This is a genomic window from Shewanella zhuhaiensis (assembly GCF_022484835.1).
GTDB lineage: Bacteria > Pseudomonadota > Gammaproteobacteria > Enterobacterales > Shewanellaceae > Shewanella > Shewanella khirikhana.
Genome location: NZ_JAKUDL010000005.1, coordinates 320,968 through 343,416 on the forward strand (window position 1 = coordinate 320,968; position 22,449 = coordinate 343,416).

Consider the following 22,449-nt stretch of genomic DNA (forward strand, 5'->3'; position numbering starts at 1 on the left):
TATGGATATTTACGCCGGAGTATTGATTGGCCAGTAAACTCACCACCATGAACCTGTATTTGGAGCCGGCAGACAGCCGCCGTCTGGCATCCCTCTGTGGCCCCTTCGATGACAATATCAAGCAGCTGGAGCGCCGCATCGGCGTTGAAATCAGCTATCGCAACAACCATTTCCAGATTGTGGGTCAGCCGCGCAACTGCCTGACCGCCAATAACCTGCTCAAGTCCCTCTATGTGGAAACCGCGCCGGTAAAAGGCAGCACGCCGGATTTGGAGCCCGATCAAGTGCATATTGCCATTCAGGAGGCTATCGCCCTTGAAGCCGAAGACGAGCACGAAGATCAGAAAGAGCACTACATCAAGACCCGCCGCGGTGTGATTAAGCCCCGTAACCCCAACCAAAGCCAGTACGTGGTCAACATAGTGCGCCACGACATCACCTTTGGTATTGGTCCAGCCGGTACGGGTAAAACTTACCTTGCCGTTGCCGCCGCCGTGGATGCGCTTGAACGTCAGGAAATCCGTCGCATTCTGCTGACCCGTCCTGCGGTGGAAGCCGGTGAAAAACTGGGCTTTTTGCCAGGTGATTTGAGCCAAAAGGTCGACCCATACCTGCGCCCGCTCTACGATGCGCTGTTCGAGATGCTCGGTTTTGAGAAGGTAGAGCGCCTGATTGAGCGCAGCGTGATTGAAATTGCGCCGCTGGCCTACATGCGTGGCCGCACCCTCAACGATGCTTTTATTATTCTGGATGAGAGCCAAAACACCACAGTGGAGCAGATGAAGATGTTCCTCACCCGTATCGGCTTTAACTCCAAGGCGGTGATCACCGGGGACATCACCCAGATTGACTTGCCCAAGCATCAAAAGTCCGGTCTGCGTCACGCCATTGAAGTGCTGGGCGATGTGGATGAAATCAGCTTTAACTTCTTCCAGTCCAAAGACGTGGTGCGCCACCCCGTGGTTGCCCGTATCGTTGAGGCCTACGAAGAGTTCGAAGCCAAACAGCAGGCGAGCAAAGGCCGCCACGACAGCCAATATCGTCTGGGCGATGATGCCGCCCCGGCTACCGGGGTAAAAGAGGGGCAAGAGCATGGCGCTTGATTTGGCGCTCGACCTGCAATACGCAGTAAAACCAGACAACTTGCCAACCCAGGCTCAGTTTGAAACCTGGGTGCGGGTTGCCCTTGGCGATACCCTGGATGAAGCCGAGCTGACCATTCGGATTGTAGATGCCAGCGAAAGCCAGCAGCTGAATCACGATTACCGCGGCAAAGACAAGCCGACCAATGTGCTGTCGTTCCCCTTTGAGGCGCCTCCCGGAATCGAGCTGCCTCTGCTTGGGGATCTTGTCATTTGTGCGTCTGTCGTTGAAAATGAAGCCCTTGAGCAACAAAAGGCCCTGGAGGCCCACTGGGCTCACATGGTTGTACATGGTTGCCTGCATCTGCTAGGTTATGACCATATTGAAGACGCCGAAGCCGAAGAAATGGAGTCGTTGGAAACGACACTCATTACCGGCCTCGGTTTTCCCGATCCCTATAAGGAGCAATAATCGGCTTATTGATAGCCGTGAAATCACTATGAGTGACGACATACCCCCGAGTAGCAACGCCCAAAAGAAAGGCTGGTTTGAACGCGTTAGTCAGTTATTCCAGGGCGAACCTCAAAATCGTGACGATCTGGTGGAAGTGATCCACGATGCCGAGCAACGCGACCTCATCACCGAAGACACCCGGGAAATGATCCAGGGTGTACTGGAAGTCTCGGACCTGCGGGTACGTGACATCATGATCCCCCGCGCCCAGATTGTGGCCATTAAAATCGACAGCACTGTCGAAGAACTGCTGGCAACCGTTATCAGTTCGGCTCACTCCCGCTTCCCTGTGGTTAACGACGATAAAGACCATATCGAAGGCATTCTGCTGGCCAAGGATCTGCTCCAATACGGCTTTAACAACAGCGACGAGCCCTTCGCTCTGGAAAAGGTTATTCGCCCCGCTGTCGTAGTGCCAGAGAGCAAACGGGTGGATGTACTCCTTAAAGAGTTTCGCTCCCAGCGTTACCACATGGCCATAGTCGTGGATGAATACGGCGGCGTATCCGGCCTGGTAACCATCGAGGATATTCTCGAAGAAATCGTTGGCGAAATCGAAGATGAATTCGATCACGACAGCGTGGAAGAAACCGAAATCCGTAAGGTTAACAACACCGTATATATGGTGAAGGCGTTAACCCCTATCGAGGATTTCAATGAAGAATTCAACACCAACTTTTCTGATGAAGAGTTTGATACCGTTGGCGGCATGGTCGCTCACGCCTTTGGCCACCTGCCAGAGCGCAACGAGCAGATCAGTATCGACGGCATCGAATTCAAGGTTATCAGCGCCGATACCCGCAGACTTATCCAACTCAGGGTAAAGTTTCCGGATCCCGAGCAGCTGGAAGCCCAGGAAGGCTGATCCTCAACGGGCCATCACCAATCAATACGGTTTGATGGCCCCGCTTACCGGGAAAGATAGCAACAAGTGGATTGGATGACCCGTATCGCCGGCTCACGTCGGCTCAGTGCAGCCCTTGCCTTTTTGGCAGGGGCTTCGACTTCTTTGGCCTTTGCCCCTTACGCCCTGTGGCCGATTTATCCCCTCGCCATCGCCTTTACCTTACTGCTTGGCCGTGAACATGGCCCCAAAGCTGCCTTCTGGCATTGGCTCAGTTTTGGTTTTGGCGCCTTTGTATTTGGCATCAGCTGGGTACATGTCAGCATCGACCAATTCGGCGGTTTACCGCTGCCTGTGTCGCTGTCATTGATGGGGCTGTTGGCCCTGTATCTGGCGCTCTATCCCGCCCTGGCTGGCGCCCTCTATGCAAGATTGAAAGGCGCAAGCCCTGTCTTTAATCTGCTCGGCCTGTTTCCGGTGCTGTGGATCTTAACGGAATTTTTGCGCGGCTGGATGCTCACCGGTTTCCCCTGGCTGTGGGCAGGTTACAGCCAAACCGACGGCCCCTTGTTGCCGCTTGCTCAGGTCATTGGCGTACAGGGGATTGGCTTTGCTGTGTTGATTGTTGCCGGCGCGCTGGCGCTGCTTGCCCAACGTAAAATTATCCCACTTATGGTACTGCTGCCGCTGCTGGCACTGTCGGTATGGGGAGCTATGCTCTCCTCCTCTATCGAGCGCAGCGGCGAGTCGGTTAAGGTAGCATTGGTACAGGGCAATGTGCCCCAAAGCATGAAATGGGAGCCAGAGCAGCTATGGCCCACCATGGTTAAATACCTGGATTTAAGCCGACCACATTTGGATGCTGATATCATTCTGTGGCCGGAGGCGGCCATTCCGGCCCCCGAATATATGGTGCAGGAATTTTTGGATAACGCCAACCGGGTGGCCAACTTAAACGATAGCGCCATCATCACGGGCATTATCAGCCGTCAAAACGAGCGCTGGTACAACTCGCTGATTGTGCTTGGGAATCATAACGCCAAACAGCAGGGCAGCCCGGATTATGTCAGTGGTGGTGGTAATGAATTCCGCAAGCACCACCTACTGCCCATCGGTGAATTTGTACCGCTGGAATCACTGCTGCGGCCACTGGCGCCCTTCTTTAATCTGCCGATGTCATCTTTTAACCGCGGCGACTATCAGCAGCCCAATCTGAAAGCGGCGGGTTACTCATTCGCACCAGCCATCTGCTATGAAATCGCCTTTCCAGAGCAGCTCAGAGCCAACTTCAGCGCAAATACCGATATGCTGCTGACCGTCTCCAACGACGCCTGGTTCGGTGCATCCAACGGCCCTCTGCAGCACATGGAAATCGCCCGTATGCGCTCGGCAGAGCTTGGCAGGCCGCTTATTCGCGCTACCAACAATGGCGTCACGGCGGTGGTGGATGAAAAGGGTCAAGTAACCCATCTGCTGCCCCAGTTTGAAACTGCGGTGCTGAGCGCCGAAGTGCCATTGGTAAAAGGGATCACCCTGTTTGCCAAATTCGGCCACCTGCCACTGCAACTGCTTTGTGGGTTGCTGCTGTTACTTGGGCTGTTACTTGGGCTGATACCCGCGCTGCAGCGCCGCCGCTCAAACCCCTCCCCCCAGTAACACCCTGGCAAGAATGAATGCAGAAGCGGCCCCCGAGGCCGCTTTTTCTTTACCGTCTCTCATTTGGTTTATTTTGCGTTTTAGGCATCCTTTTCTAGTCTTAAAAGAGATGTGCCAGCAGCCGGAGAAACACGGACATGTTTGCCGATAAACATATCGTCGTCATCGATGATTCTGAAGCCATCCTGATGGTCATGAAAACTATGCTGAGCCGCTTGGGGTTTGAACATATCACCGCCATGACCTCGGCCTATAAAGCACTGGACCTCATTGCCCGTGGTCCGGACGACATCTACATGGTACTGACCGACCTGCGAATGCCCAATATCGATGGTCTTGGGGTGCTGCGCCGCCTGGGCGAACTGGGGTACTCAGGTGCAGTAGCCATTATCTCGGAAATGGATAAGCGCATTATCAGTCTCGCCGCTGACATCGCCCGCAACCATCGCCTGCGCCTGATTGGCTGTATCAGTAAACCCATTCAACTGGACGACATTACCGCACTGGTACAAAAGGCCGACGAACTGCTTGCGGGCAACCTGCCGGATCACAGTGCCTTAAGCCTTGAGCAAGTTCATGAGGCCTTTGAGCAAGGCTGGATAGTGCCTTACTACCAACCCAAGGTGAACTTCGCCAACATGGAAGTGGAAAGCGTTGAAGCACTGGTCAGGCTTAAACTGCCCGGAGAAATCAATGCAGTGCGCCCGTTCCGCTTTTTGCCCACGGTCAGCGCCGCAGGCTTAATGCAAGAACTCTCTGCGCGCATGCTCACCCTGGCCGCCAAAGACTTTGACCACATCCAGGAATTACTCGGCAAACAGGTAAAACTTGGACTGAATTTAAGCCCGGAAGAGCTTAAAAACACCCAGCTTGCCGACACCATTGAAGCCATCTGGCAGCAAACGGGACATGACAACAGCGAACTTATCCTGGAGCTTACAGAAGAGGAAACCATTCAAAACAACGAACAGCTGGAGTGTTTGAACCGGCTGCGTTTACGGGGCTTTGGGCTGTCGTTGGATGACTTTGGCACCGGCTTTACCAACATTAATCAGCTGAGAAACCTGCCCTACACGGAAGTAAAAATCGACCGTTCACTCATCATCAATATCCACCGCGACAGTTTCTGCCAGGCGATAGTAACCGGCCTTTCGGACATCGCCGAGCAGCTCAACATCACCCTGATAGCCGAAGGCATTGAGCAGATAAGTGAGCTTAAGTTCTTGATGGAAACCTACCCGCGGCTGGTGCTGCAGGGGTATCTTATCAGTATGCCAAGGCCGCTTGAGACCCTGGGCGCCTGGTACAAGAGCTGGCAGCGCCAGTTTGGCGGCAATAAAGTTGTGCCCATCCGCCACTTTAAAGGCTGATGGGCGAGCCAGATGTAAAAAACGATATGTAAGGCCTGCAAGCAAGGCAGGCTAACGCAGTGACTCAGGGCGTCAGCGCCTCGCGAATAAACTCTTCGTTGTCGCACTCGGGGCAGTCGGGCACAACCGATGGGAACTCGATATCCATGCCATGGCCGCAACTGGTGCACACCATCCGCCCCTGACTGACAATCTCACCGCTCTGGTAATAGCCATGGTGCTTAAAGTCCTGCGCCAGCTCATGCCATTCCACCTGGCTGCGATCTGTAATTTCCGCCAGCCAATGCCAAAGGGTATTTTCCATGGCGATAAACGATGGACTGTGGGACAGGGCGTCCTGATTCTTTTCCTGCAAAAAAGTGGCGATATCCCGCTTTAAAAACTCCAGCGCCAAGGCCAGCTCTTCCTCATCGGCCTGAGCCTTGAGCCTGCCAAAGGCTTCCCCCGTGGTCATCAACCGATAGAGGTATTTGGCATTAAGGTCGGGGTTTGCCTCAAAGTGAGTGGCCAAATCCTTTGTAAGATCCTGATACAGGGCCAATAGAACCGTGCTTCTGCTCGTCATCGTCAATACTCCTTCAAGGGAACCTTTTTAATGAACCGCTTCTGGTTTATTCTATGCAGATCCCGCAGCGCAGACCAAGCGCGTGATCAAACAAACAGGCGGCAATGCCGGAAAAATTGATGCAAGAGCAATACATCCATTCGGAAATCGAGGCCGAGGTACAGAAATACTGGGCCGAAAACAAAACCTTTGAAGTTACTGAAGATCCTGCCAAAGAGAAGTTCTACTGTCTCTCCATGTTCCCCTATCCTTCCGGCAGGCTGCACATGGGTCACGTGCGTAATTACACCATAGGTGATGTAGTTGCCCGTTTCCAGCGTCTGCAGGGCAAGAACGTACTTCAGCCCATTGGTTGGGATGCCTTCGGCCTGCCTGCCGAAAACGCGGCCATCAAAAATGCCACCGCGCCGGCCCCCTGGACCTACGAAAACATCGATTACATGAAAAACCAGCTGAAAATGCTGGGTTTTGGCTACGACTGGAGCCGTGAAATAGCCACTTGTACCCCGGAATACTACCGTTGGGAACAGTGGTTCTTCACCAAGCTGTATGAAAAAGGTCTGGTTTACAAAAAGACCTCAGCGGTGAACTGGTGTCCGAACGACCAGACTGTACTGGCCAACGAGCAGGTGCAGGACGGTTGCTGCTGGCGCTGTGACACTCCGGTTGAGCAAAAAGAAATTCCACAGTGGTTTATCAAAATCACTGCCTATGCCGAAGAGCTTCTGAACGACATAGACACCCTCGAAGGTTGGCCTGAGCAGGTGAAGACCATGCAGCGCAACTGGATTGGTCGCTCCGAAGGCGTGGAAATGACCTTCAAGGTCAAAGATTCTGACGACAGCTTCGACATCTACACCACCCGCCCCGATACCGTGATGGGCGTGACCTACGTGGCGATTGCTGCCGGTCACCCATTGGCCGAGAAAGCCGCGCTGAACAATCCAGAGCTGGCGGCCTTCGTGGAAGAGTGCAAGCAAAGCGGCACTTCTGAGGCCGAGCTTGCCACCATGGAGAAAAAAGGCGTGGCCACTGGCCTGTACGCCATTCACCCGCTGACCGGTGAAGAAGTGCCTGTATGGGCTGCCAACTTCGTGCTGATGAACTATGGCACCGGCGCTGTGATGTCGGTTCCGGCCCACGACCAGCGTGACTACGAGTTTGCCAAGAAATACGGTCTGGCCCTCAAGGCAGTTATTAAGCCTGCCGATGGCGAGGTGGATATCTCTGAAGCCGCCTACACCGAAAAAGGCGTGCTGTTTAACTCAGGTGAGTTCGACAATCTGGACTTCGACGGTGCCTTCAAGGCGATTGCCGACAAGCTGGCCGCCGAAGGCAAAGGCAAGCGTCAGGTGAACTTCCGTCTGCGTGACTGGGGTGTGAGCCGTCAGCGTTACTGGGGCGCTCCTATCCCTATGGTGACTCTGGAAGATGGCACCGTAATGCCAACTCCTGAAGACCAGCTGCCGGTTATTCTGCCGGAAGACGTAGTGATGGATGGCGTACAAAGCCCCATCAAGGCCGACAAAGAGTGGGCCAAGACCCAGGTGAACGGTCAGAACGCTCTGCGTGAAACCGATACCTTCGACACCTTTATGGAGTCATCCTGGTACTACGCCCGCTACTGCTCGCCCAAAGCCGATGCCATGCTCGACCCGGCCAAGGCCAACTACTGGCTGCCAGTGGATCAGTACATAGGTGGTATCGAACACGCCTGTATGCACCTGCTCTATTTCCGCTTCTTCCACAAGCTGCTGCGTGATGCTGGCCTGGTGAACTCAAGCGAGCCTGCCAAGCGTCTGCTGACCCAAGGCATGGTGCTGGCCGATGCCTTCTACTACAACAACGAGAAAGGCGCCCGCGTATGGGTATCGCCCCTCGATGTCACTGTGGTTGAGAAAGACGACAAGGGCCGCATCATCAAGGCCGTGGACAACGAAGGCCATGAGCTGGTGTATACCGGCATGAGCAAGATGTCCAAGTCCAAGAACAACGGTATCGACCCTCAGGTGATGGTGGAAAAATACGGCGCCGACACTGTGCGTCTGTTTATGATGTTCGCCTCACCACCGGAGCTGACCCTGGAATGGCAGGAATCCGGCGTGGAAGGTGCGCACCGCTTTATTAAGCGTCTGTGGAAGCTGGCCTCCGAGTACAGTGCGGCACCTGCCACCGAAGCGCTGGATGTCGCTGCACTCAATGCCGATCAAAAAGCCTTGCGCCGCGAGCTGCACAAGACCATCGCCAAGGTGACCGACGATCTGGGTCGCCGTCAGATGTTCAACACCGCCGTTGCCGCCGTGATGGAGCTGATGAACCACCTGCAAAAGGCGTCGCTGGCGTCTGCCCAGGACAAGGCGCTGATGAACGAAGCCCTGTCTGCCGTGGTACGTCTGCTCTACCCCATCGCACCGCACGTGTGTTTCAACCTGTGGCGCGAGCTGGGTAACAGCAGTGCCATTGAAGATGCCGGTTGGCCAGCCACCGACGAGTCTGCACTGGTTGAAGACAGCAAGCTTATTGTGGTGCAGGTTAACGGTAAGGTGCGCGCCAAGCTCACCGTCGCCGCCGATGCCACCAAGGAGCAGGTTGAAGCTCTGGGTCTGGCTGAGGAAGCAGTCACCAAGCACACCGATGGCCTGACTATTCGTAAGGTCATCTACGTGCCCGGTAAACTGCTCAGCATCGTTGCCAACTAAGGGCACGCCTGCGACACTGTAAGGCACCAGGAAAACCCGCCTCGGCGGGTTTTTCCGCTTAACATACAAGGAATAAGCATTACGCCATGGTTAGAATATTGCTCACCGCCATCTTGAGTCTGGCGCTGCTCACAGTAGTCACCGGCTGCGGATTTCGCTTACAGGGCAGCTATAAGATCCCAACCAGTCTCAAGACCCTGAGCGTCGACAGCGCCGATGAATACAGTGAACTGACCCGGCTGGTAAAAGACCGCCTGCGTCTGTCCGGCGTGCAGGTAGTGGCATCTGACGCCACAATCCCTTCGGTGCGGCTGATAAAAGACACCCTGGAGCGCACTACGCTATCGCTCTACCCCACGGGTAACGTGGCCGAATACGAGCTTATTTATCACGTGCAATTTGCCGTGGCCATTCCCGGCGAAGAAGCCAAGCCCTTCAACGTGGAAATTCGCCGCGACTATCTGGACGACCCCCGCACCGCACTCGCCAAAAGCCGCGAGATGGAATTGCTGGTCAAAGAAATGCGCCAGCAGGCCGCCGATAACCTGATCCAAACCCTGGCCGCCATCGGAGAAAACTGATGCGGGTGTATCCTGAGCAGCTTGGCCGCCACCTGTCGCCACTGGCCCAGTGCTATTGCCTGTTTGGAGATGAAGCCTGGTTGATAGAAAGCGCCCGCAGCCAGTTGCTGGACGCAGCACGGGCACAGGGATTTGAAGAACGGATAAGCCTGGAGCAGGAAAACAGCTTTAACTGGCAGGAACTCGAGAATGAGTGGCTTGCCATGAGCCTGTTTGCCAGCCGCCGCATTATCGAACTCACCCTGCCCCAGGCCAAGCCTGGCACTGACGGCAGCGCCATGCTGGCAAGCCTGATGGCCCAGCCCAACCCCGATCTGCTGCTGATAGTCCGCGGCCCCAAACTTGCCAGCGAACAAACCAACAGCAAGTGGTTCAAAGCGCTCGATAAAGCAGGTGTCTACCTACCCTGCAATACTCCCGAAGGGCCACAGTTCAGCCGCTGGCTCGATGGCCGCATCCAGGCTCATAGGCTGCAATTGCAGCCCGACGCCAAAGCGCTGCTCGCAAGCCTGTACGAAGGCAACCTGCTGGCGGCCGAGCAGGCGCTGCAACTGCTGGCACTGCTCACCCAGGGCCGTATGGTGGGCGCCGCAGAACTTGGGCAATATTTTGAAGATCAGTCTCGCTTCAACGTGTTTCAACTTGCCGATGCCCTACTCGCCAACCAGCAGGACAGAGCCGCCCATATGCTTGCTCAGCTGCGCGCTGAAGGCACTGCCATGCCAATAGTGCTGTGGGCGGTATTCAGGGAGCTGACCACCCTGCTGACGCTGAAATCGGCCATGGACGAGCGCGAGTCGCTGGCGCCGCTGTGGTCTAAACTGCGGATTTGGGACAAACGCAAACCCATGTATGAAGGGGCTCTCAGACGCCTGAGCCTCAAGCAAATCGAGGCAATGCTGGCGCTCTCGTCTCAGCTTGAACTTAAGCTCAAGCAAGCGGGCGAAGAAGACTGGACTCTGCTGATGCACCTGTGTCTGCTGTTTGACCCCAACGCCCATCAACGCCTGATTGCCGTCCATGACTGACGCCATTCGCCATACGGCTATCCTTGGCGGCACCTTTGACCCGCCACACCTTGGCCATATAGAGCCTCTGCTTGCCGCCTGTAACCTGTGGCAGTTTGATGACTGCTGGCTGCTGCCCAATCACATTCCGCCCCACAAACAAGGCACCCATGCTGACGTTGACGCTCGCCTTGCTATGTTGGATGCCGTTATTGCCGCGCAGCCGATGTTTGCCCTGTGTGATATCGAGCTTAAGCGCGACACCCCAAGCTACACGGTCGAAACCCTGAAACGGCTCAAGGAACTTTATCCCAGCCGCAGGTTCTACTTTGTGATGGGCATGGATTCGTTTTTGAACCTGCCCAGCTGGCACCGCTGGCAGGAGCTGTTTTCACTGTGTCATTTACTGGTATGCAAACGGCCGGGCTATCGGCTGGATAGCGCCCATCCCATGGCCAGCTGTCTGGCGCAAAAGCACTATGAGAGCAGCGAGTTACCATCCGAGCCCTGCGGCCGCATTTTACTCACCGAGGTGTTGGAGCGGGATATTTCCTCCACCCAAATCCGCCGAGCCATCGCAAGCGGCGAAGATGTGAGCCAATGGCTGCCCGAGGGGGTGATGGATATCATCAACACCCGGGGACTTTACCGCTAGGCGGTGTATTCCTCGGTTGCGGGCTGCTATACTGCCCCGCTCTTTTTTGTGGAACACATGAGGTAATCTGGCGTGCAAAGCGAGCAGCTCAAGCAATTTGTGGTAGATAAAGTTGACGATCTCAAAGCCCGGGATCTGGTGGTTCTGGATGTCAGCAAGCAATCCGATATCACCGATTACATGGTGATCTGCTCAGGCACCAGTAAGACCCACGTACGCGCGATTGCCGAAAACCTGATGTCCAAGGCCCGTGAAGCCGGTATCGAAATCCTCGGCAGTGAAGGTAAAGACGCCAGCGAATGGGTACTGGTGGATTTGGGCGATGTGATAGTGCATGTGATGCAGGATCAGACCCGCGACTTCTATCAGCTTGAAAAACTCTGGCAAGAACACGCCTGATGAAATTACAACTCGTTGCCGTGGGCACCAAGATGCCCGACTGGGTCACCCGGGGATTTGAAGAATATCAGCGCCGCTTCCCGCGGGATATGGCGCTGGAACTGGTGGAGATCCCCGCCGGCAAGCGCGGTAAAAATGCCGATATCGCCCGTATCCTGCAAAAGGAAGGCGAGCAGATGCTGGCAGCCATTCCCAAAGGTAATCATATTGTTACCCTGGATCTTCCCGGCAAAAACTGGACCACGCCCGAGCTTGCATCGGCCCTGTCAAAATGGCAACTTGATGGCCGCGATGTCAGCCTGCTGATTGGCGGCCCAGAAGGCCTGGCCCCGGCTTGCAAACAAGCCGCAGCCCAAAGCTGGTGCCTGTCAGCCCTGACCCTGCCCCATCCGCTGGTGCGGGTGGTGGTGGCCGAGAGCCTCTACCGGGCCTGGAGCATCAACAACAATCATCCGTACCACAGGGAATAACCAACCTGTGGGGCCGCATTTGCACCGGAGACGCTGAGTGACGCCAAGAAAACGGGTAGCCATGCACGATCACGCCGCCGAGGCAGCTCTGTTTCGGCGACGGGCCATCTTTACCTTTCTGTGTGTGCTGGCACTGTTTGGGCTATTGCTGACCAATCTGTATCACCTGCAGGTGACCTCTTACGCCGACTACACCACCCGCTCCAACGATAACCGCATCCGGATCACGCCGGTCGCGCCAAGCCGCGGCCTGATTTACGACCGTAACGGCGTGCTGCTGGCAGAAAACCAGCCGGTGTATTCCCTCGAGTTGGTGCCCGAGAAAGTAAAAAATGTCCCAGAGGTGCTGGAACGCCTGTCGCAGGTTATCCCTTTAAGCGATGAAGAGCAGCAGGACTTTCTCGAGGCGCTCAAATACCACCGTCGCTTTAAGCCCCTGACACTGAAAAACAACCTCACTGAGGCCGAAGTGGCCGCTTTCAGTGTAAATCAACACCACTTCCCCGGTGTCAGAGTGGAAGCCGGTCTGAAGCGCTTTTACCCCCATGGTGAACTCTTAACCCACGTGCTGGGCTTTGTAGGCAAAATCAACGCCAAGGACAGAGCCGCGCTTGAGCGGGCCGACCGCTGGGGCGACTACACCGCCAGCAAAGACATCGGTAAGCAAGGCGTTGAAAAGTATTACGAAAACCTGCTTCACGGCAAGCCAGGGCATCTCGAAGAAGAGGTGAACAACCGTGGCCGCACCATACGCACCCTGAAAACCGAGCCGCCGGAGCCTGGCCAGGATCTGTATCTGACCCTGGATATCAATCTGCAGAAAAAGGCGATGGAACTGCTGTCCGGTCGGCGCGGCACCATAGTGGCCATAGATCCCCAGGACGGAGGCATCCTGGCGCTGGTGTCGAGCCCGTCCTACGACCCCAACCTGTTTGTGCAGGGGATCAGCTCGAAAAACTACAGTGCACTGCTGAACGACAAGTCTCGGCCGCTGATTAATCGTGCCACACAAGGCCTGTACGCCCCCGCATCCACCATCAAGCCGCACATGGCGCTATTGGGGCTGGAAGAGCAGGTGATTACCGAACGCACCCGCATTTGGGATCCGGGTTACTGGCAAATGCCTGGCGTTGAGCGCAAATGGCGTGACTGGAAAAAATGGGGCCACGGCTATGTGGACGTTTACCATGCCATCGTCGATTCCTGCGATATCTTCTTCTACGACATGGTGCATAAAATGGGTATCGATAAGATAGCCAACTTTATGAATCAGTTTGGTTTTGGTGAAAGTACCGGCGTGGATATTTTTGAAGAATCCGCCGGCATCATGCCGTCCTCAGATTGGAAGCGTATTCGCCACAATCAGCCCTGGTATCCCGGCGATACCATCTCTGTGGGTATCGGTCAGGGCTACTGGACCGCAACGCCAATCCAGCTTGCCAATGCCACCGCCATTCTGGCCAACCGCGGCAAACGCTATGTACCGCATTTGCTTAAAGCGATGAAAGACCAAAGCGCTAAAATCGAGCGACCACCGGAAGAAATGCCGCCGGTAAGCCTGAAAAACCCGCGCAACTGGGAAATCATCAACGAAGCCATGCGTCAAACCGCCCATAAGTCGCGCTTTACCGATGCCAGCTACACCGCCGCCATGAAAACAGGTACGGCTCAGGTGTTCTCGGTGGCACAGGACGCCAAGTACGACCATGATTCGGTGGCCGAGCACCTGCGCGATAACGCCCTGATTGTGGCCTATGCGCCGTTTGAAAATCCGAAAATTGTACTGTCGGTGGTGCTGGAAAACGCTGGTTGGGGCGGCGCCAATGCAGGCCCGGTGGCCCGCGCCATGTTGGATGAATTTATGCTGCACGAGCAGTGGAAGGTACAGCCATGAGTACGGCCATGAGCACAGATCACGCCCGCAAAAACATCTGGCAACGGATGCATATCGACCTGCCGTTGCTGCTGGGGATCCTGGCGGTGATGGGCTTTGGCCTGTTCGTGATTTGGTCGGCCTCGGGTGAAGACCCTGGCATGATGGAGCGCCAACTGGTGCGTATGAGTCTGTCCCTGGGCATCATGCTGTTTATGGCTCAGATTAACCCGGAGATCCTGCGCCGCTGGGCACTGCCGATTTATGTCACCGGGATCATTTTGCTGCTCGGGGTGCACTTCTTTGGCGAAATCAATAAAGGGGCGCAGCGCTGGCTCAACCTGGGCTTTATGGAGTTCCAGCCATCGGAGCTGATTAAGCTTGCCTTCCCCATCACCATGGCCTGGTTTATCAGCAAATATACCTTGCCGCCGAAGAAGCGTTATTTGGCTGCAGCGGCGGTTATCATGCTGATCCCCACGCTGCTGATTGCCAAGCAGCCTGACCTCGGCACCTCAATTCTGGTGGCTGCCTCAGGCATTTTCGTACTGTTTCTCTCCGGCATGAGCTGGTACATAGTGCTGGGATTTGTGGCCGCCGTGCTGATGTTTTTGCCAATCCTGTGGTACTTCCTGATGCACGATTACCAGCGCTCGCGGGTGATGATGCTGCTGGATCCCGAATCGGATCCCCTCGGTAAGGGCTACCACATTATCCAATCAAAAATTGCCATCGGCTCCGGCGGTCTCGATGGCAAAGGCTGGCTGCAGGGCACTCAGTCGCAGCTGGAATTCCTGCCAGAGCGCCATACCGACTTCATCTTCGCCGTGATTGGTGAAGAGTTTGGCCTGATTGGCGCCATCATCCTGCTTGCCATGTATGTCTACATTATTGGCCGCGGTCTGGTGATTGCATCCCGCGCGCAAACCAACTTTGCCCGCCTGCTGGCCGGCTCCATCACCCTGACCTTCTTCGTTTACATCTTCGTGAACATCGGCATGGTCAGCGGCATTTTGCCTGTGGTGGGCGTGCCTCTGCCACTGGTCAGCTACGGCGGCACCTCCATGCTGACATTGATGACAGGTTTTGGCATCCTAATGAGCATTCAGACTCACAGACGCTTCATCGACCGATAAGGACTGCCGATGCAACGCTTTTTGCGCCGGGTTGCGCTGCCCGGCCTGCTCGCTTGTATATTTCCCGCCCTGGCCGGACAACCGGCCGCCATCGACAGCGCCAAGGCGAGTTTTGTCGCCCGCCAGACTGCGCTCGGCTTCAGCGAAACACAAATCAACGATTTTCTGGTCAAGGTGCAATACAACCAGAAAGTGATAGATGCCATCAGCCGCCCCTGGGAGGCCAAGCCATGGCATCAATATCGGCCGCGCTTTTTAACTGAGGCCCGCCTCAAGGCCGGGTTGGCATTCTGGCAAGCCAACGAAGCAAGCCTTAGCCGCGCCGCTGAAACCTTTGGCGTTGAGCCGCAAATGATAGTGGCCATCATAGGTATCGAAACCCATTACGGTAAAACCATGGGCAACTTCCCGGTGCGTGACGCACTCTACACCCTTGGTTTTTACTACCCACCGCGGGCAAGCTTCTTTTTGAAAGAGCTGGCGGAATTGCAGCAGCTCGAAAAAGACGAACAACTGGATTTAGCAACACTCAAGGGCTCCTACGCAGGCGCCATGGGCCTTGGCCAGTTTATGCCATCGAGCTACCGTTACTACGCTGTGGATTTTGATGGTGATGGCAGGCGGGACTTGCTCGGCAGTGTCGATGATGCCATTGGCAGCGTAGCCAATTACTTCCACCAACATGGCTGGCAGCCAGGTGCCCCGGTAGCCATCCGGGTGGTGCCACGCACAGACACAAGCCCCGATGCCAGAGTGTGGGATGGTAAGCCACTGTCGATGTCGGTGGCAGAGGTGCTCGGAAAAGACCTGGGGCTGTCCGACAGCCGCGATCTGAATGCGGCGCAACCTGCCATGCTGGTGAAGCTCGAGCAGGAAAACAGCAACGAATATTGGCTTGGTCTTAAGAATTTTTACGTGATAACACGTTATAATCGAAGCCCTCTTTATGCCATGGCGGCCTATGAATTCAGTGAGCAGCTCAAACATGCCCATGCAAAACCGTAAAACCTCCCTGTGGCTGGCCGGTGGGATAGCACTGGCACTGCTGGGTGGCTGTTCGTCGGCCCCCGATGAAAAAGCAGCGCCCAGTGGCAAAAAATCCAACGGCGATCGTTATCACTTAAAAGACGATGCCTACCCCGATTCGGCGCCGGACGTCAGCCAGGTGGCGGATGCCGTGCCCCGCTACGAGCCATACAGCCGCAAAGGCAATAAGGCGTACACCGTCAGGGGCAAGTCCTACCAGGTGCTCGCCAGCGCGGCCAACTTTCGTGAATCGGGTATCGCCTCCTGGTACGGCACCAAATTTCATGGCTATCACACCTCCAATGGCGAGGTGTACGACATGTATGCCATGACCGCAGCCCACAAGACACTGCCGCTGCCAAGCTTTGTGAAAGTGCGAAACATAGATAACAACAAAGAAGTGATAGTGCGGGTGAACGATCGCGGTCCCTTCCACGAAGGACGGGTTATCGACCTGTCTTACGCCGCGGCCCACAAGCTGGATATGCTTAAAACCGGCACTGCGCGGGTGGTGATTGAAACTATTTACTTCCCCTCACCCGCGTCTGAAATTCAGGCATCGGCGACGGACCCCAACAACTACTTCATCCAGTTGGTGGCCTCCGGCGATAAAAACAAGCTCAACAACCTGGGTAAAGAACTCTCAAGCCGCTACCAGCTGGGCTACCGCTTGCAGCAAAGCGGCGATTTGTACCGGTTGCAGCTTGGGCCGCTGGGCCACGAAGGCATTGCCAGCAAGCTGCTGCAGCAAATTCGCCAGCAGGGCTACCCCACGGGGTATCTGGTCAGTGAACCCAAATCCTGAACATGAAGGAACCTTCACTGCAAACCTGTGTCTATTAATGTTACACTCGGCAAGTTTCCGACCGCTTCAAAAACCTTCAGAGAAAACGTGTAGTTAATGATGAAAGCATTCAAACGTACCACGCCAAAATCGATGTTGCTCCTGGCAATCGTCTCCGCCAGCGCCTTTGCAGCACCACCGACCGTTGTACCTGAGGCGCCTTCGGTGGCCGCCAAGGCCTATGTGCTGATGGACTATCACACCGGGCAGATCATTGCAGAAGAGCATGCCTACGAGCAGCTTAACCCTGCCAGTCTGACCAAGATGATGACCAGTTATGTAATTGGTCATGAAATGAAAGTGGGCAATATCTCCCCCGAGGACGATGTGCAGATCAGCAAGAATGCCTGGTCGAAGAACTTCCCAGACTCTTCCAAGATGTTTATCGAGGTGGGTAAAACGGTCAAAGCCGAAGATCTCAACCGCGGCATCATCATTCAGTCGGGTAACGATGCCTGTGTGGCCATGGCCGAGCACATTGCCGGCACCGAGGATGCCTTCGTCGATATGATGAACTCCTGGGCCAAGCAACTGGGCATGACAGACAGCTATTTTGAAAACAGCCATGGTCTGGACTCAGACAATCACAAGACCACCGCTTACGATATGGCGATTCTTGGCGCGGCGCTGATCCGCGATGTTCCAGACGAGTACCGGATCTACGCCGAGAAGGAATTTACCTTCAACGGTATCAAGCAATACAACCGCAACGGCCTGTTGTGGGACAAGAGCATGAACGTGGACGGCATCAAGACCGGTCACACCTCAGGCGCTGGTTATAATCTGGTGGCCTCCGCGACCCAGGACAATATGCGCCTGATCTCTGTGGTAATGGGCGCCAAGAGCGAAGCCGCCCGTAAGGCCGAAAGCAAAAAGCTGCTGTCTTACGGTTTCCGCTTTTTCGAAACCGTAACCCCATACAAAGCCGGCGACAGCTTCGTTAACCAGAAAATCTGGTACGGCGATCGTGAAAGCGTTGATTTGGGTGTGGCCACCGATACGCCACTGACCATCCGCCGCGGCAAAGGCAAAGATTTGCAAGCCAACTTTGAGCTGACCAAACCACTGGAAGCCCCTATCGCCAAGGGTGAAGTAGTTGGCCGTGTCTACTTCCAGCTGGATGGTAAAGACATTGCCCAGTTCCCACTGGTCACCCTCCAGGAAGTGAACGAAGGCAGCTGGTTCTCCAAACTGATGGACTACTTCAAGCAACTCTTCGCCAGCTGGTTCAGCTAAGGATTGAAAAGATGCCACCTTCGGGTGGCATTTTTTTCGCCCCCAGGCCTTGATTGGGCTATAATCGCCGCCATATTTGAGCCTCGAGCCCATGATTGAGATAGATGACGATGTTGAATACCACTTTTGACCAGTACCTGGAGTTTCCCTGTTCCTTCCCCTTTAAGGTGGTAGGCGACGCCAGCGATACTTTGGCCGATCGCGTGGTAGCCGTGGTGCAGCAACATGCCCCCGGCGACTACAGCCCCACTTCCAAAGCCTCCAGCAAGGGCACCTATGTGTCTGTCACCATTCGCGTGACTGTGACCAGCAAAGAGCACATCGAGACCCTGTACACCGCGCTTGCCGCCATCGACGGCGTAAAGCGGGTACTTTAACGTTTCTCACGCATAGGCAAAGCGTGATCTGTGTTACATTTCGACTGTCGCGGCGTATAATGCCGCCAAGCCGAATCTGAGGGGGAGAGGTTGCCCTTGCAAGCCAAGACTCTGCATATCAGACACCTGGGAAATCAGGACTATGAAACTGTCTGGCACGCCATGCAGCACTATACCGACAACCGGGATCAGAACAGCCACGACGAACTCTGGCTGGTCGAGCATCCGCCTGTATTTACCCAGGGTCAGGCTGGCAAGGCCGAACATATCCTGAATCCGGGCGATATTCCCGTTATTCAGGTAGACCGCGGCGGCCAGGTGACATACCACGGTCCGGGCCAACTGGTTGCTTATCCCCTGCTGGACATCAAACGCCTGAAAATCGGTGTGCGCGATCTGGTCACCACCATAGAGCAGAGCATTGTTGAGATGCTAAAAGGCTATAACGTGGATGCCTATGCCAAGGCCGATGCCCCCGGCGTGTATGTTGACGAGCGCAAAGTGGCCTCACTGGGCCTTAGGATCCGCCGTGGCTGTTCCTTCCACGGTCTTGCACTCAACGTCGATATGGACATCACCCCCTTTCAACGCATTAACCCCTGCGGTTATGCCGGACTGGAAATGGTTCAGTGCAAGTCGCTGGGCGGTCCACAGACGGTAACCGAAGCCGGAGAAAAACTGACGACAAGCTTCAGTCAGCTTCTTGGCTACGAGCACCTGGTACATCACCAAGGATTAGCAGAATAAAATGAACAGACCCGAAAGATTGCAGCCGGGCGTCAAACTGCGTGACGCAGACAAAGTCGCCCGAATTCCGGTAAAAATCATGCCTTCCGAGCGTGAAACCATGCTCAGAAAGCCAGATTGGCTGCGAGTTAAACTGCCAGCCTCCAATCAGCGCATCACCGAAATCAAACAGGCTCTGCGCAGCAACGGCCTGCACTCTGTGTGTGAAGAAGCCTCCTGCCCCAACCTGGCAGAATGCTTCAATCACGGTACCGCGACCTTTATGATATTGGGTGCAATTTGTACCCGCCGCTGTCCATTCTGCGACGTAGCCCATGGCCGCCCACTCAAACCTGACGCCGATGAGCCGGTCAAACTGGCCAAAACCATCCGCGATATGAAGCTCAAATACGTGGTGATCACCTCGGTTGACCGCGATGACCTGCGTGACGGTGGCGCCCAGCACTTTGCCGACTGTATCCGCGAAATCCGAGCTCTGAATCCGCACATTCAGATTGAAACCCTGGTGCCCGATTTCCGTGGCCGCATCGATGTCGCGCTGGATATCCTGAGCACCAATCCACCGGATGTGTTCAACCATAATCTGGAAACCGCGCCGGCGCACTACCGCAAGGCTCGCCCGGGCGCCAACTACCAATGGTCGCTGGATTTGCTCAAGCGCTTTAAAGAGCGTCACCCCAATATTCCAACCAAATCAGGTTTGATGATGGGTCTGGGTGAAACCAACGAAGAAATCATTCAGGTACTTAAAGATCTGCGTGCCCACGACGTGAACATGCTGACACTGGGCCAGTACCTGCAGCCTTCCAAGTTCCACCTGCCGGTAGAGCGGTACGTAAGCCCACAGGAATTCGATGAGCTGAAAGCCATTGCCGAAGATTTGGGCTTCAGCCACGCCGCCTGTGGTCCGCTGGTACGCTCTAGCTACCATGCCGATCTGCAGGCCCAGGGCAAGGAAGTCAAATAAGCAGGTTTGCCATTAAGCCTGCTTTAAAACTGAAAAACGGCGCATTAGCGCCGTTTTTTATTGGGTTATCCGTGCAGAACAGGCTTAGCCTTGCTCAAGCCTTAAATCCATCAGTACCGCATCTTCGCGGCCGTCAGCCGTGGGGTAATAGCCCTTACGCCGACCAATCTCGATAAATCCCAACCGCTGATACAGGCCAATCGCTGCCATGTTGGAGGCCCGAACCTCAAGCATCAGTACCTGTGCGCCATGGCATTTCGCATCGGCTATCACCTGCTGCAGCAGCAACTTGCCCAGGCCCTTGCCCTGTGCCGAGGGCAATACACAGATATCAAACAGAGTTGCTTCATCCACAATCTGCTGCACTATGGTAAATCCCTGCAGCGTGTCATCGTGAAAGAGTCCGTTGCAGCGGTATAGCGGACCAAAGCAATCGGCCAGCGAGCCTTCAGACATCGGATGGGAATGTGCCTCAGACTCAATGAGCGCCATTTTGGGCGCGTCTTGCTGTTGCAATGTCTCAATCTTCATCACAGAACTCCACAGCGGCCCAGCGCACGCCAGAGCGCACGCTTGCCTTGTGCAGTGTCGAGCGCCTCAATCGGCAATGAAACAGCATCACCTGTTGCTGGCGTAAGTAGAATGGATGCTTCCGCTCCCTGGCAGTTAAGGTCGGTAAACGTAAGTTCAGCAAATAAGGGATGCTCGAGCATCTTTTTCAGAGCCTGCACCAACTCAGGCGACAATGGCGCAGACTTGCCAGCCTCACGCCAACGGACTATGCCCATAGCATCCAGATATGCCGCTTTTTCCATTGCCCTTCCTATTTATCGAATCGAACATTCCAATCTATTATTTCAATTTCAAACAGCAAGATTGATTCATTATTCTGATTAAATCAAAAACAGGAGGAGACTATTATGATCAACAACGGTATCGACCAACAAAATCGCCTCGCCATCGCCAAAGGTCTGTATAAACTACTGGCGGACAGCTATGGCCTGTATCTCAAGACCCACAGCTTTCACTGGAATGTGACCGGCCCTATGTTCACCAGCCTGCATCTGTTATTCGAGCAGCAGTATACCGAACTTGCCCTTGCTGTGGACAGTATTGCCGAACGGGTTCGGGCCTTGGGGGTAAAAGCCATTGGTTCGTACAGCGCCTTTGCCGCAGTAACCGACATCCAGGAAGACACTGGCGGCCTGAATGCCAGAGAGATGATTGCCAGCCTGATAGAAGGCCAGGAGATCCTTATCCGCAGCGCCAGAACCCTCATTCCACTGGCAGCAGAAAGTGGCGATGAAGCTTCAGTGGATTTGCTCACCCAAAGAGTCAGTATCCATGAAAAAAATGCCTGGATGCTAAGAAGCCTGCTGGAGGAATAACGCACTAACAAAGTGCAGTTGAGCACGGCAAGCAAAGAGTTAGCAAACGCTGAAAAGACGAAAGGCCGTTCATTTCTGAACGGCCTTTCTGGTATGTGGCAGGGGTGGCAGGACTCGAACCCGCAACCATCGGTTTTGGAGACCGCTGTTCTACCAATTGGAACTACACCCCTGTTGACGGAGGGCATTATGCAAAAAGCCCCCCTAAAGGTAAAGCACTTTTTTAATGAAAACCGCTTGTTTGCGGCTTTTTCAGCCACAAAGGTCTGTTTATCATTACATGCAGCTTACTGCGCCCAGCGGGTGCCCAATTGACGGCATAAGTTGTCTCTCACAGCTGCTGACTAGCCCCGAGCAGAGCGGCCCCAAAAGCTGTTTAATGGCCGATTAGTCTATCAAGCACCAACGCCGCACGTAACTGACATACAACCGCCTGGGACAGCGCTGAAGATGCCTAATGCTTATCCTGGTGTAGGTAGTCTTGGTTTAGTAGTGCGCCGCTCGGTTTAACACCCAGCAATCAGTTAGAACATCGCAATAATATTTGCTTAGTTAAACGAGCAAAGGGACAAACTGCATGTTCAGTTTAGATACCACACCTTCCAGTATCTTCTTCACCCAATATCCGTTGAAACGGTCACTCTGACCGGCGCTCTCGAGGTTTCAAGGCCATAAAATGAGACGATACTCAGTCCATGGTTTAAAGAATATGTGAACAAAAGGGTTGGTCGTTGCCAGAGTTCCAGTCCTTCAATGTATCCAAGGCGCTCAGACAACCGCTTATCTGATGCCGAACTGGGCTGTTAAGGAAGAATGCGGCAGTACAAGACGCCCTGCCATACAGGGTAGCCATTCGAAGCGACCCAAAGTACGCAGTACTTTCGGGAGCTAGAAATACAAAAAAGCCCCGTCATTTCTGACGAGGCTTCATGTAAGTTGGCGGAGCGGACGGGACTCGAACCCGCGACCCCCGGCGTGACAGGCCGGTATTCTAACCAACTGAACTACCGCTC

23 protein-coding genes and 1 tRNA gene are annotated in these 22,449 nt (G+C 54.8%); 20 read left to right on the forward strand and 4 right to left on the reverse strand.

From position 1 onward, the window contains the following. The first annotated feature begins 26 nt into the window (after window positions 1–26). The 5 genes from MJ923_RS15440 (at window position 27) to MJ923_RS15460 (ending at window position 5,466) form a co-directional block, all read left to right on the forward strand. Window positions 27–1,103 carry a PhoH family protein gene (locus MJ923_RS15440; RefSeq protein ID WP_240591849.1) on the forward strand — a complete coding sequence of 359 codons (1,077 nt, stop codon included), beginning with the start codon at window positions 27–29 and terminating at the stop codon, window positions 1,101–1,103. Then, window positions 1,093–1,554: an rRNA maturation RNase YbeY gene (gene ybeY / locus MJ923_RS15445; protein WP_240591850.1), complete on the forward strand. Its 462-nt coding sequence runs from the start codon at window positions 1,093–1,095 to the stop codon at window positions 1,552–1,554. The genes MJ923_RS15440 and ybeY overlap by 11 nt, the downstream gene beginning before the upstream one ends. 28 nt (window positions 1,555–1,582) lie before the next feature. Next, window positions 1,583–2,461 carry a CNNM family magnesium/cobalt transport protein CorC gene (corC, locus tag MJ923_RS15450; protein WP_240591851.1) on the forward strand — a complete coding sequence of 293 codons (879 nt, stop codon included), beginning with the start codon at window positions 1,583–1,585 and terminating at the stop codon, window positions 2,459–2,461. A 75-nt stretch (window positions 2,462–2,536) separates the two neighbouring features. After that, the gene (gene lnt, locus MJ923_RS15455) at window positions 2,537–4,096 is read left to right on the forward strand and encodes an apolipoprotein N-acyltransferase (RefSeq protein WP_240591852.1); all 1,560 of its coding nucleotides are present in this window, start codon (window positions 2,537–2,539) and stop codon (window positions 4,094–4,096) included. Between the two features lie 137 nt (window positions 4,097–4,233). Next, the gene (locus tag MJ923_RS15460; RefSeq protein WP_240591853.1) at window positions 4,234–5,466 is read left to right on the forward strand and encodes an EAL domain-containing response regulator; all 1,233 of its coding nucleotides are present in this window, start codon (window positions 4,234–4,236) and stop codon (window positions 5,464–5,466) included. Window positions 5,467–5,530: 64 nt separating this feature from the next. Here MJ923_RS15460 and MJ923_RS15465 read toward each other — a convergent pair whose 3' ends face one another. Further along, window positions 5,531–6,031, reverse strand: a complete 501-nt coding sequence (locus MJ923_RS15465) for a zinc ribbon-containing protein (RefSeq protein ID WP_240591854.1) — start codon at window positions 6,029–6,031, stop codon at window positions 5,531–5,533. 119 nt (window positions 6,032–6,150) lie between these two features. On the opposite strand from MJ923_RS15465, the gene leuS reads away from it, so the two are divergent. The 14 genes from leuS to lipA all read left to right on the forward strand — a co-directional run bounded on the left by leuS (window position 6,151) and on the right by lipA (window position 20,048). Continuing rightward, on the forward strand, window positions 6,151–8,730 hold the full coding sequence (leuS, locus tag MJ923_RS15470) for a leucine--tRNA ligase (protein ID WP_240591855.1): 2,580 nt from the start codon (window positions 6,151–6,153) through the stop codon (window positions 8,728–8,730). Between the two features lie 86 nt (window positions 8,731–8,816). Further along, on the forward strand, window positions 8,817–9,311 hold the full coding sequence (locus tag MJ923_RS15475; RefSeq protein WP_240591856.1) for an LPS-assembly lipoprotein LptE: 495 nt from the start codon (window positions 8,817–8,819) through the stop codon (window positions 9,309–9,311). Then, complete coding sequence (gene holA / locus MJ923_RS15480; RefSeq protein ID WP_240591857.1) at window positions 9,311–10,339, forward strand: DNA polymerase III subunit delta; 1,029 nt, start codon at window positions 9,311–9,313, stop codon at window positions 10,337–10,339. The genes MJ923_RS15475 and holA overlap by 1 nt, the downstream gene beginning before the upstream one ends. Beyond that, entirely contained in the window at window positions 10,332–10,973 is a 642-nt protein-coding gene (gene nadD, locus MJ923_RS15485) for a nicotinate-nucleotide adenylyltransferase (protein WP_240591858.1), read from the forward strand. Before holA ends, nadD begins: the two co-directional genes overlap by 8 nt. 72 nt (window positions 10,974–11,045) lie before the next feature. Continuing rightward, on the forward strand, window positions 11,046–11,372 hold the full coding sequence (gene rsfS, locus MJ923_RS15490; RefSeq protein WP_126167751.1) for a ribosome silencing factor: 327 nt from the start codon (window positions 11,046–11,048) through the stop codon (window positions 11,370–11,372). Continuing rightward, complete coding sequence (gene rlmH / locus MJ923_RS15495) at window positions 11,372–11,842, forward strand: 23S rRNA (pseudouridine(1915)-N(3))-methyltransferase RlmH (protein WP_126167752.1); 471 nt, start codon at window positions 11,372–11,374, stop codon at window positions 11,840–11,842. Before rsfS ends, rlmH begins: the two co-directional genes overlap by 1 nt. Window positions 11,843–11,879: 37 nt before the next feature. Beyond that, on the forward strand, window positions 11,880–13,736 hold the full coding sequence (gene mrdA, locus MJ923_RS15500; RefSeq protein ID WP_240591859.1) for a penicillin-binding protein 2: 1,857 nt from the start codon (window positions 11,880–11,882) through the stop codon (window positions 13,734–13,736). A gap of 8 nt (window positions 13,737–13,744) precedes the next feature. Continuing rightward, window positions 13,745–14,851: a rod shape-determining protein RodA gene (gene rodA, locus MJ923_RS15505; protein WP_126169504.1), complete on the forward strand. Its 1,107-nt coding sequence runs from the start codon at window positions 13,745–13,747 to the stop codon at window positions 14,849–14,851. 9 nt (window positions 14,852–14,860) lie between these two features. Next, window positions 14,861–15,856, forward strand: a complete 996-nt coding sequence (mltB, locus tag MJ923_RS15510) for a lytic murein transglycosylase B (RefSeq protein ID WP_240591860.1) — start codon at window positions 14,861–14,863, stop codon at window positions 15,854–15,856. Continuing rightward, a complete protein-coding gene (locus MJ923_RS15515; protein ID WP_240591861.1) occupies window positions 15,837–16,682 on the forward strand; it encodes a septal ring lytic transglycosylase RlpA family protein in 846 nt (281 codons plus the stop codon). Before mltB ends, MJ923_RS15515 begins: the two co-directional genes overlap by 20 nt. A 99-nt stretch (window positions 16,683–16,781) precedes the next feature. Next, window positions 16,782–17,957, forward strand: a complete 1,176-nt coding sequence (locus tag MJ923_RS15520) for a serine hydrolase (protein ID WP_240591876.1) — start codon at window positions 16,782–16,784, stop codon at window positions 17,955–17,957. 110 nt (window positions 17,958–18,067) lie between these two features. Next, window positions 18,068–18,334 (forward strand): DUF493 family protein YbeD, encoded by a 267-nt coding sequence (gene ybeD, locus MJ923_RS15525; protein ID WP_126167756.1) that lies wholly within the window; start codon window positions 18,068–18,070, stop codon window positions 18,332–18,334. 96 nt (window positions 18,335–18,430) lie between these two features. Beyond that, window positions 18,431–19,081 carry a lipoyl(octanoyl) transferase LipB gene (gene lipB, locus MJ923_RS15530; RefSeq protein WP_240591862.1) on the forward strand — a complete coding sequence of 217 codons (651 nt, stop codon included), beginning with the start codon at window positions 18,431–18,433 and terminating at the stop codon, window positions 19,079–19,081. Between the two features lies 1 nt (window position 19,082). Then, window positions 19,083–20,048, forward strand: coding sequence for a lipoyl synthase (gene lipA / locus MJ923_RS15535; protein WP_220065269.1), 966 nt, complete (start codon window positions 19,083–19,085; stop codon window positions 20,046–20,048). Window positions 20,049–20,132: 84 nt separating this feature from the next. Here the strand turns inward: lipA and rimI are convergent, their stop codons facing one another. Together rimI and MJ923_RS15545 are read right to left on the reverse strand one after the other, a co-directional pair. Further along, window positions 20,133–20,579, reverse strand: coding sequence for a ribosomal protein S18-alanine N-acetyltransferase (gene rimI / locus MJ923_RS15540; RefSeq protein WP_240591863.1), 447 nt, complete (start codon window positions 20,577–20,579; stop codon window positions 20,133–20,135). Then, window positions 20,579–20,863 (reverse strand): hypothetical protein, encoded by a 285-nt coding sequence (locus MJ923_RS15545; protein WP_240591864.1) that lies wholly within the window; start codon window positions 20,861–20,863, stop codon window positions 20,579–20,581. The genes rimI and MJ923_RS15545 overlap by 1 nt, the downstream gene beginning before the upstream one ends. A 105-nt stretch (window positions 20,864–20,968) precedes the next feature. On the opposite strand from MJ923_RS15545, the gene MJ923_RS15550 reads away from it, so the two are divergent. Next, entirely contained in the window at window positions 20,969–21,436 is a 468-nt protein-coding gene (locus tag MJ923_RS15550) for a Dps family protein (RefSeq protein ID WP_240591865.1), read from the forward strand. A 96-nt stretch (window positions 21,437–21,532) separates the two neighbouring features. Here the strand turns inward: MJ923_RS15550 and MJ923_RS15555 are convergent. Next, window positions 21,533–21,609 (reverse strand) — tRNA-Trp (locus tag MJ923_RS15555). Between the last annotated feature and the right edge of the window lie 840 nt (window positions 21,610–22,449).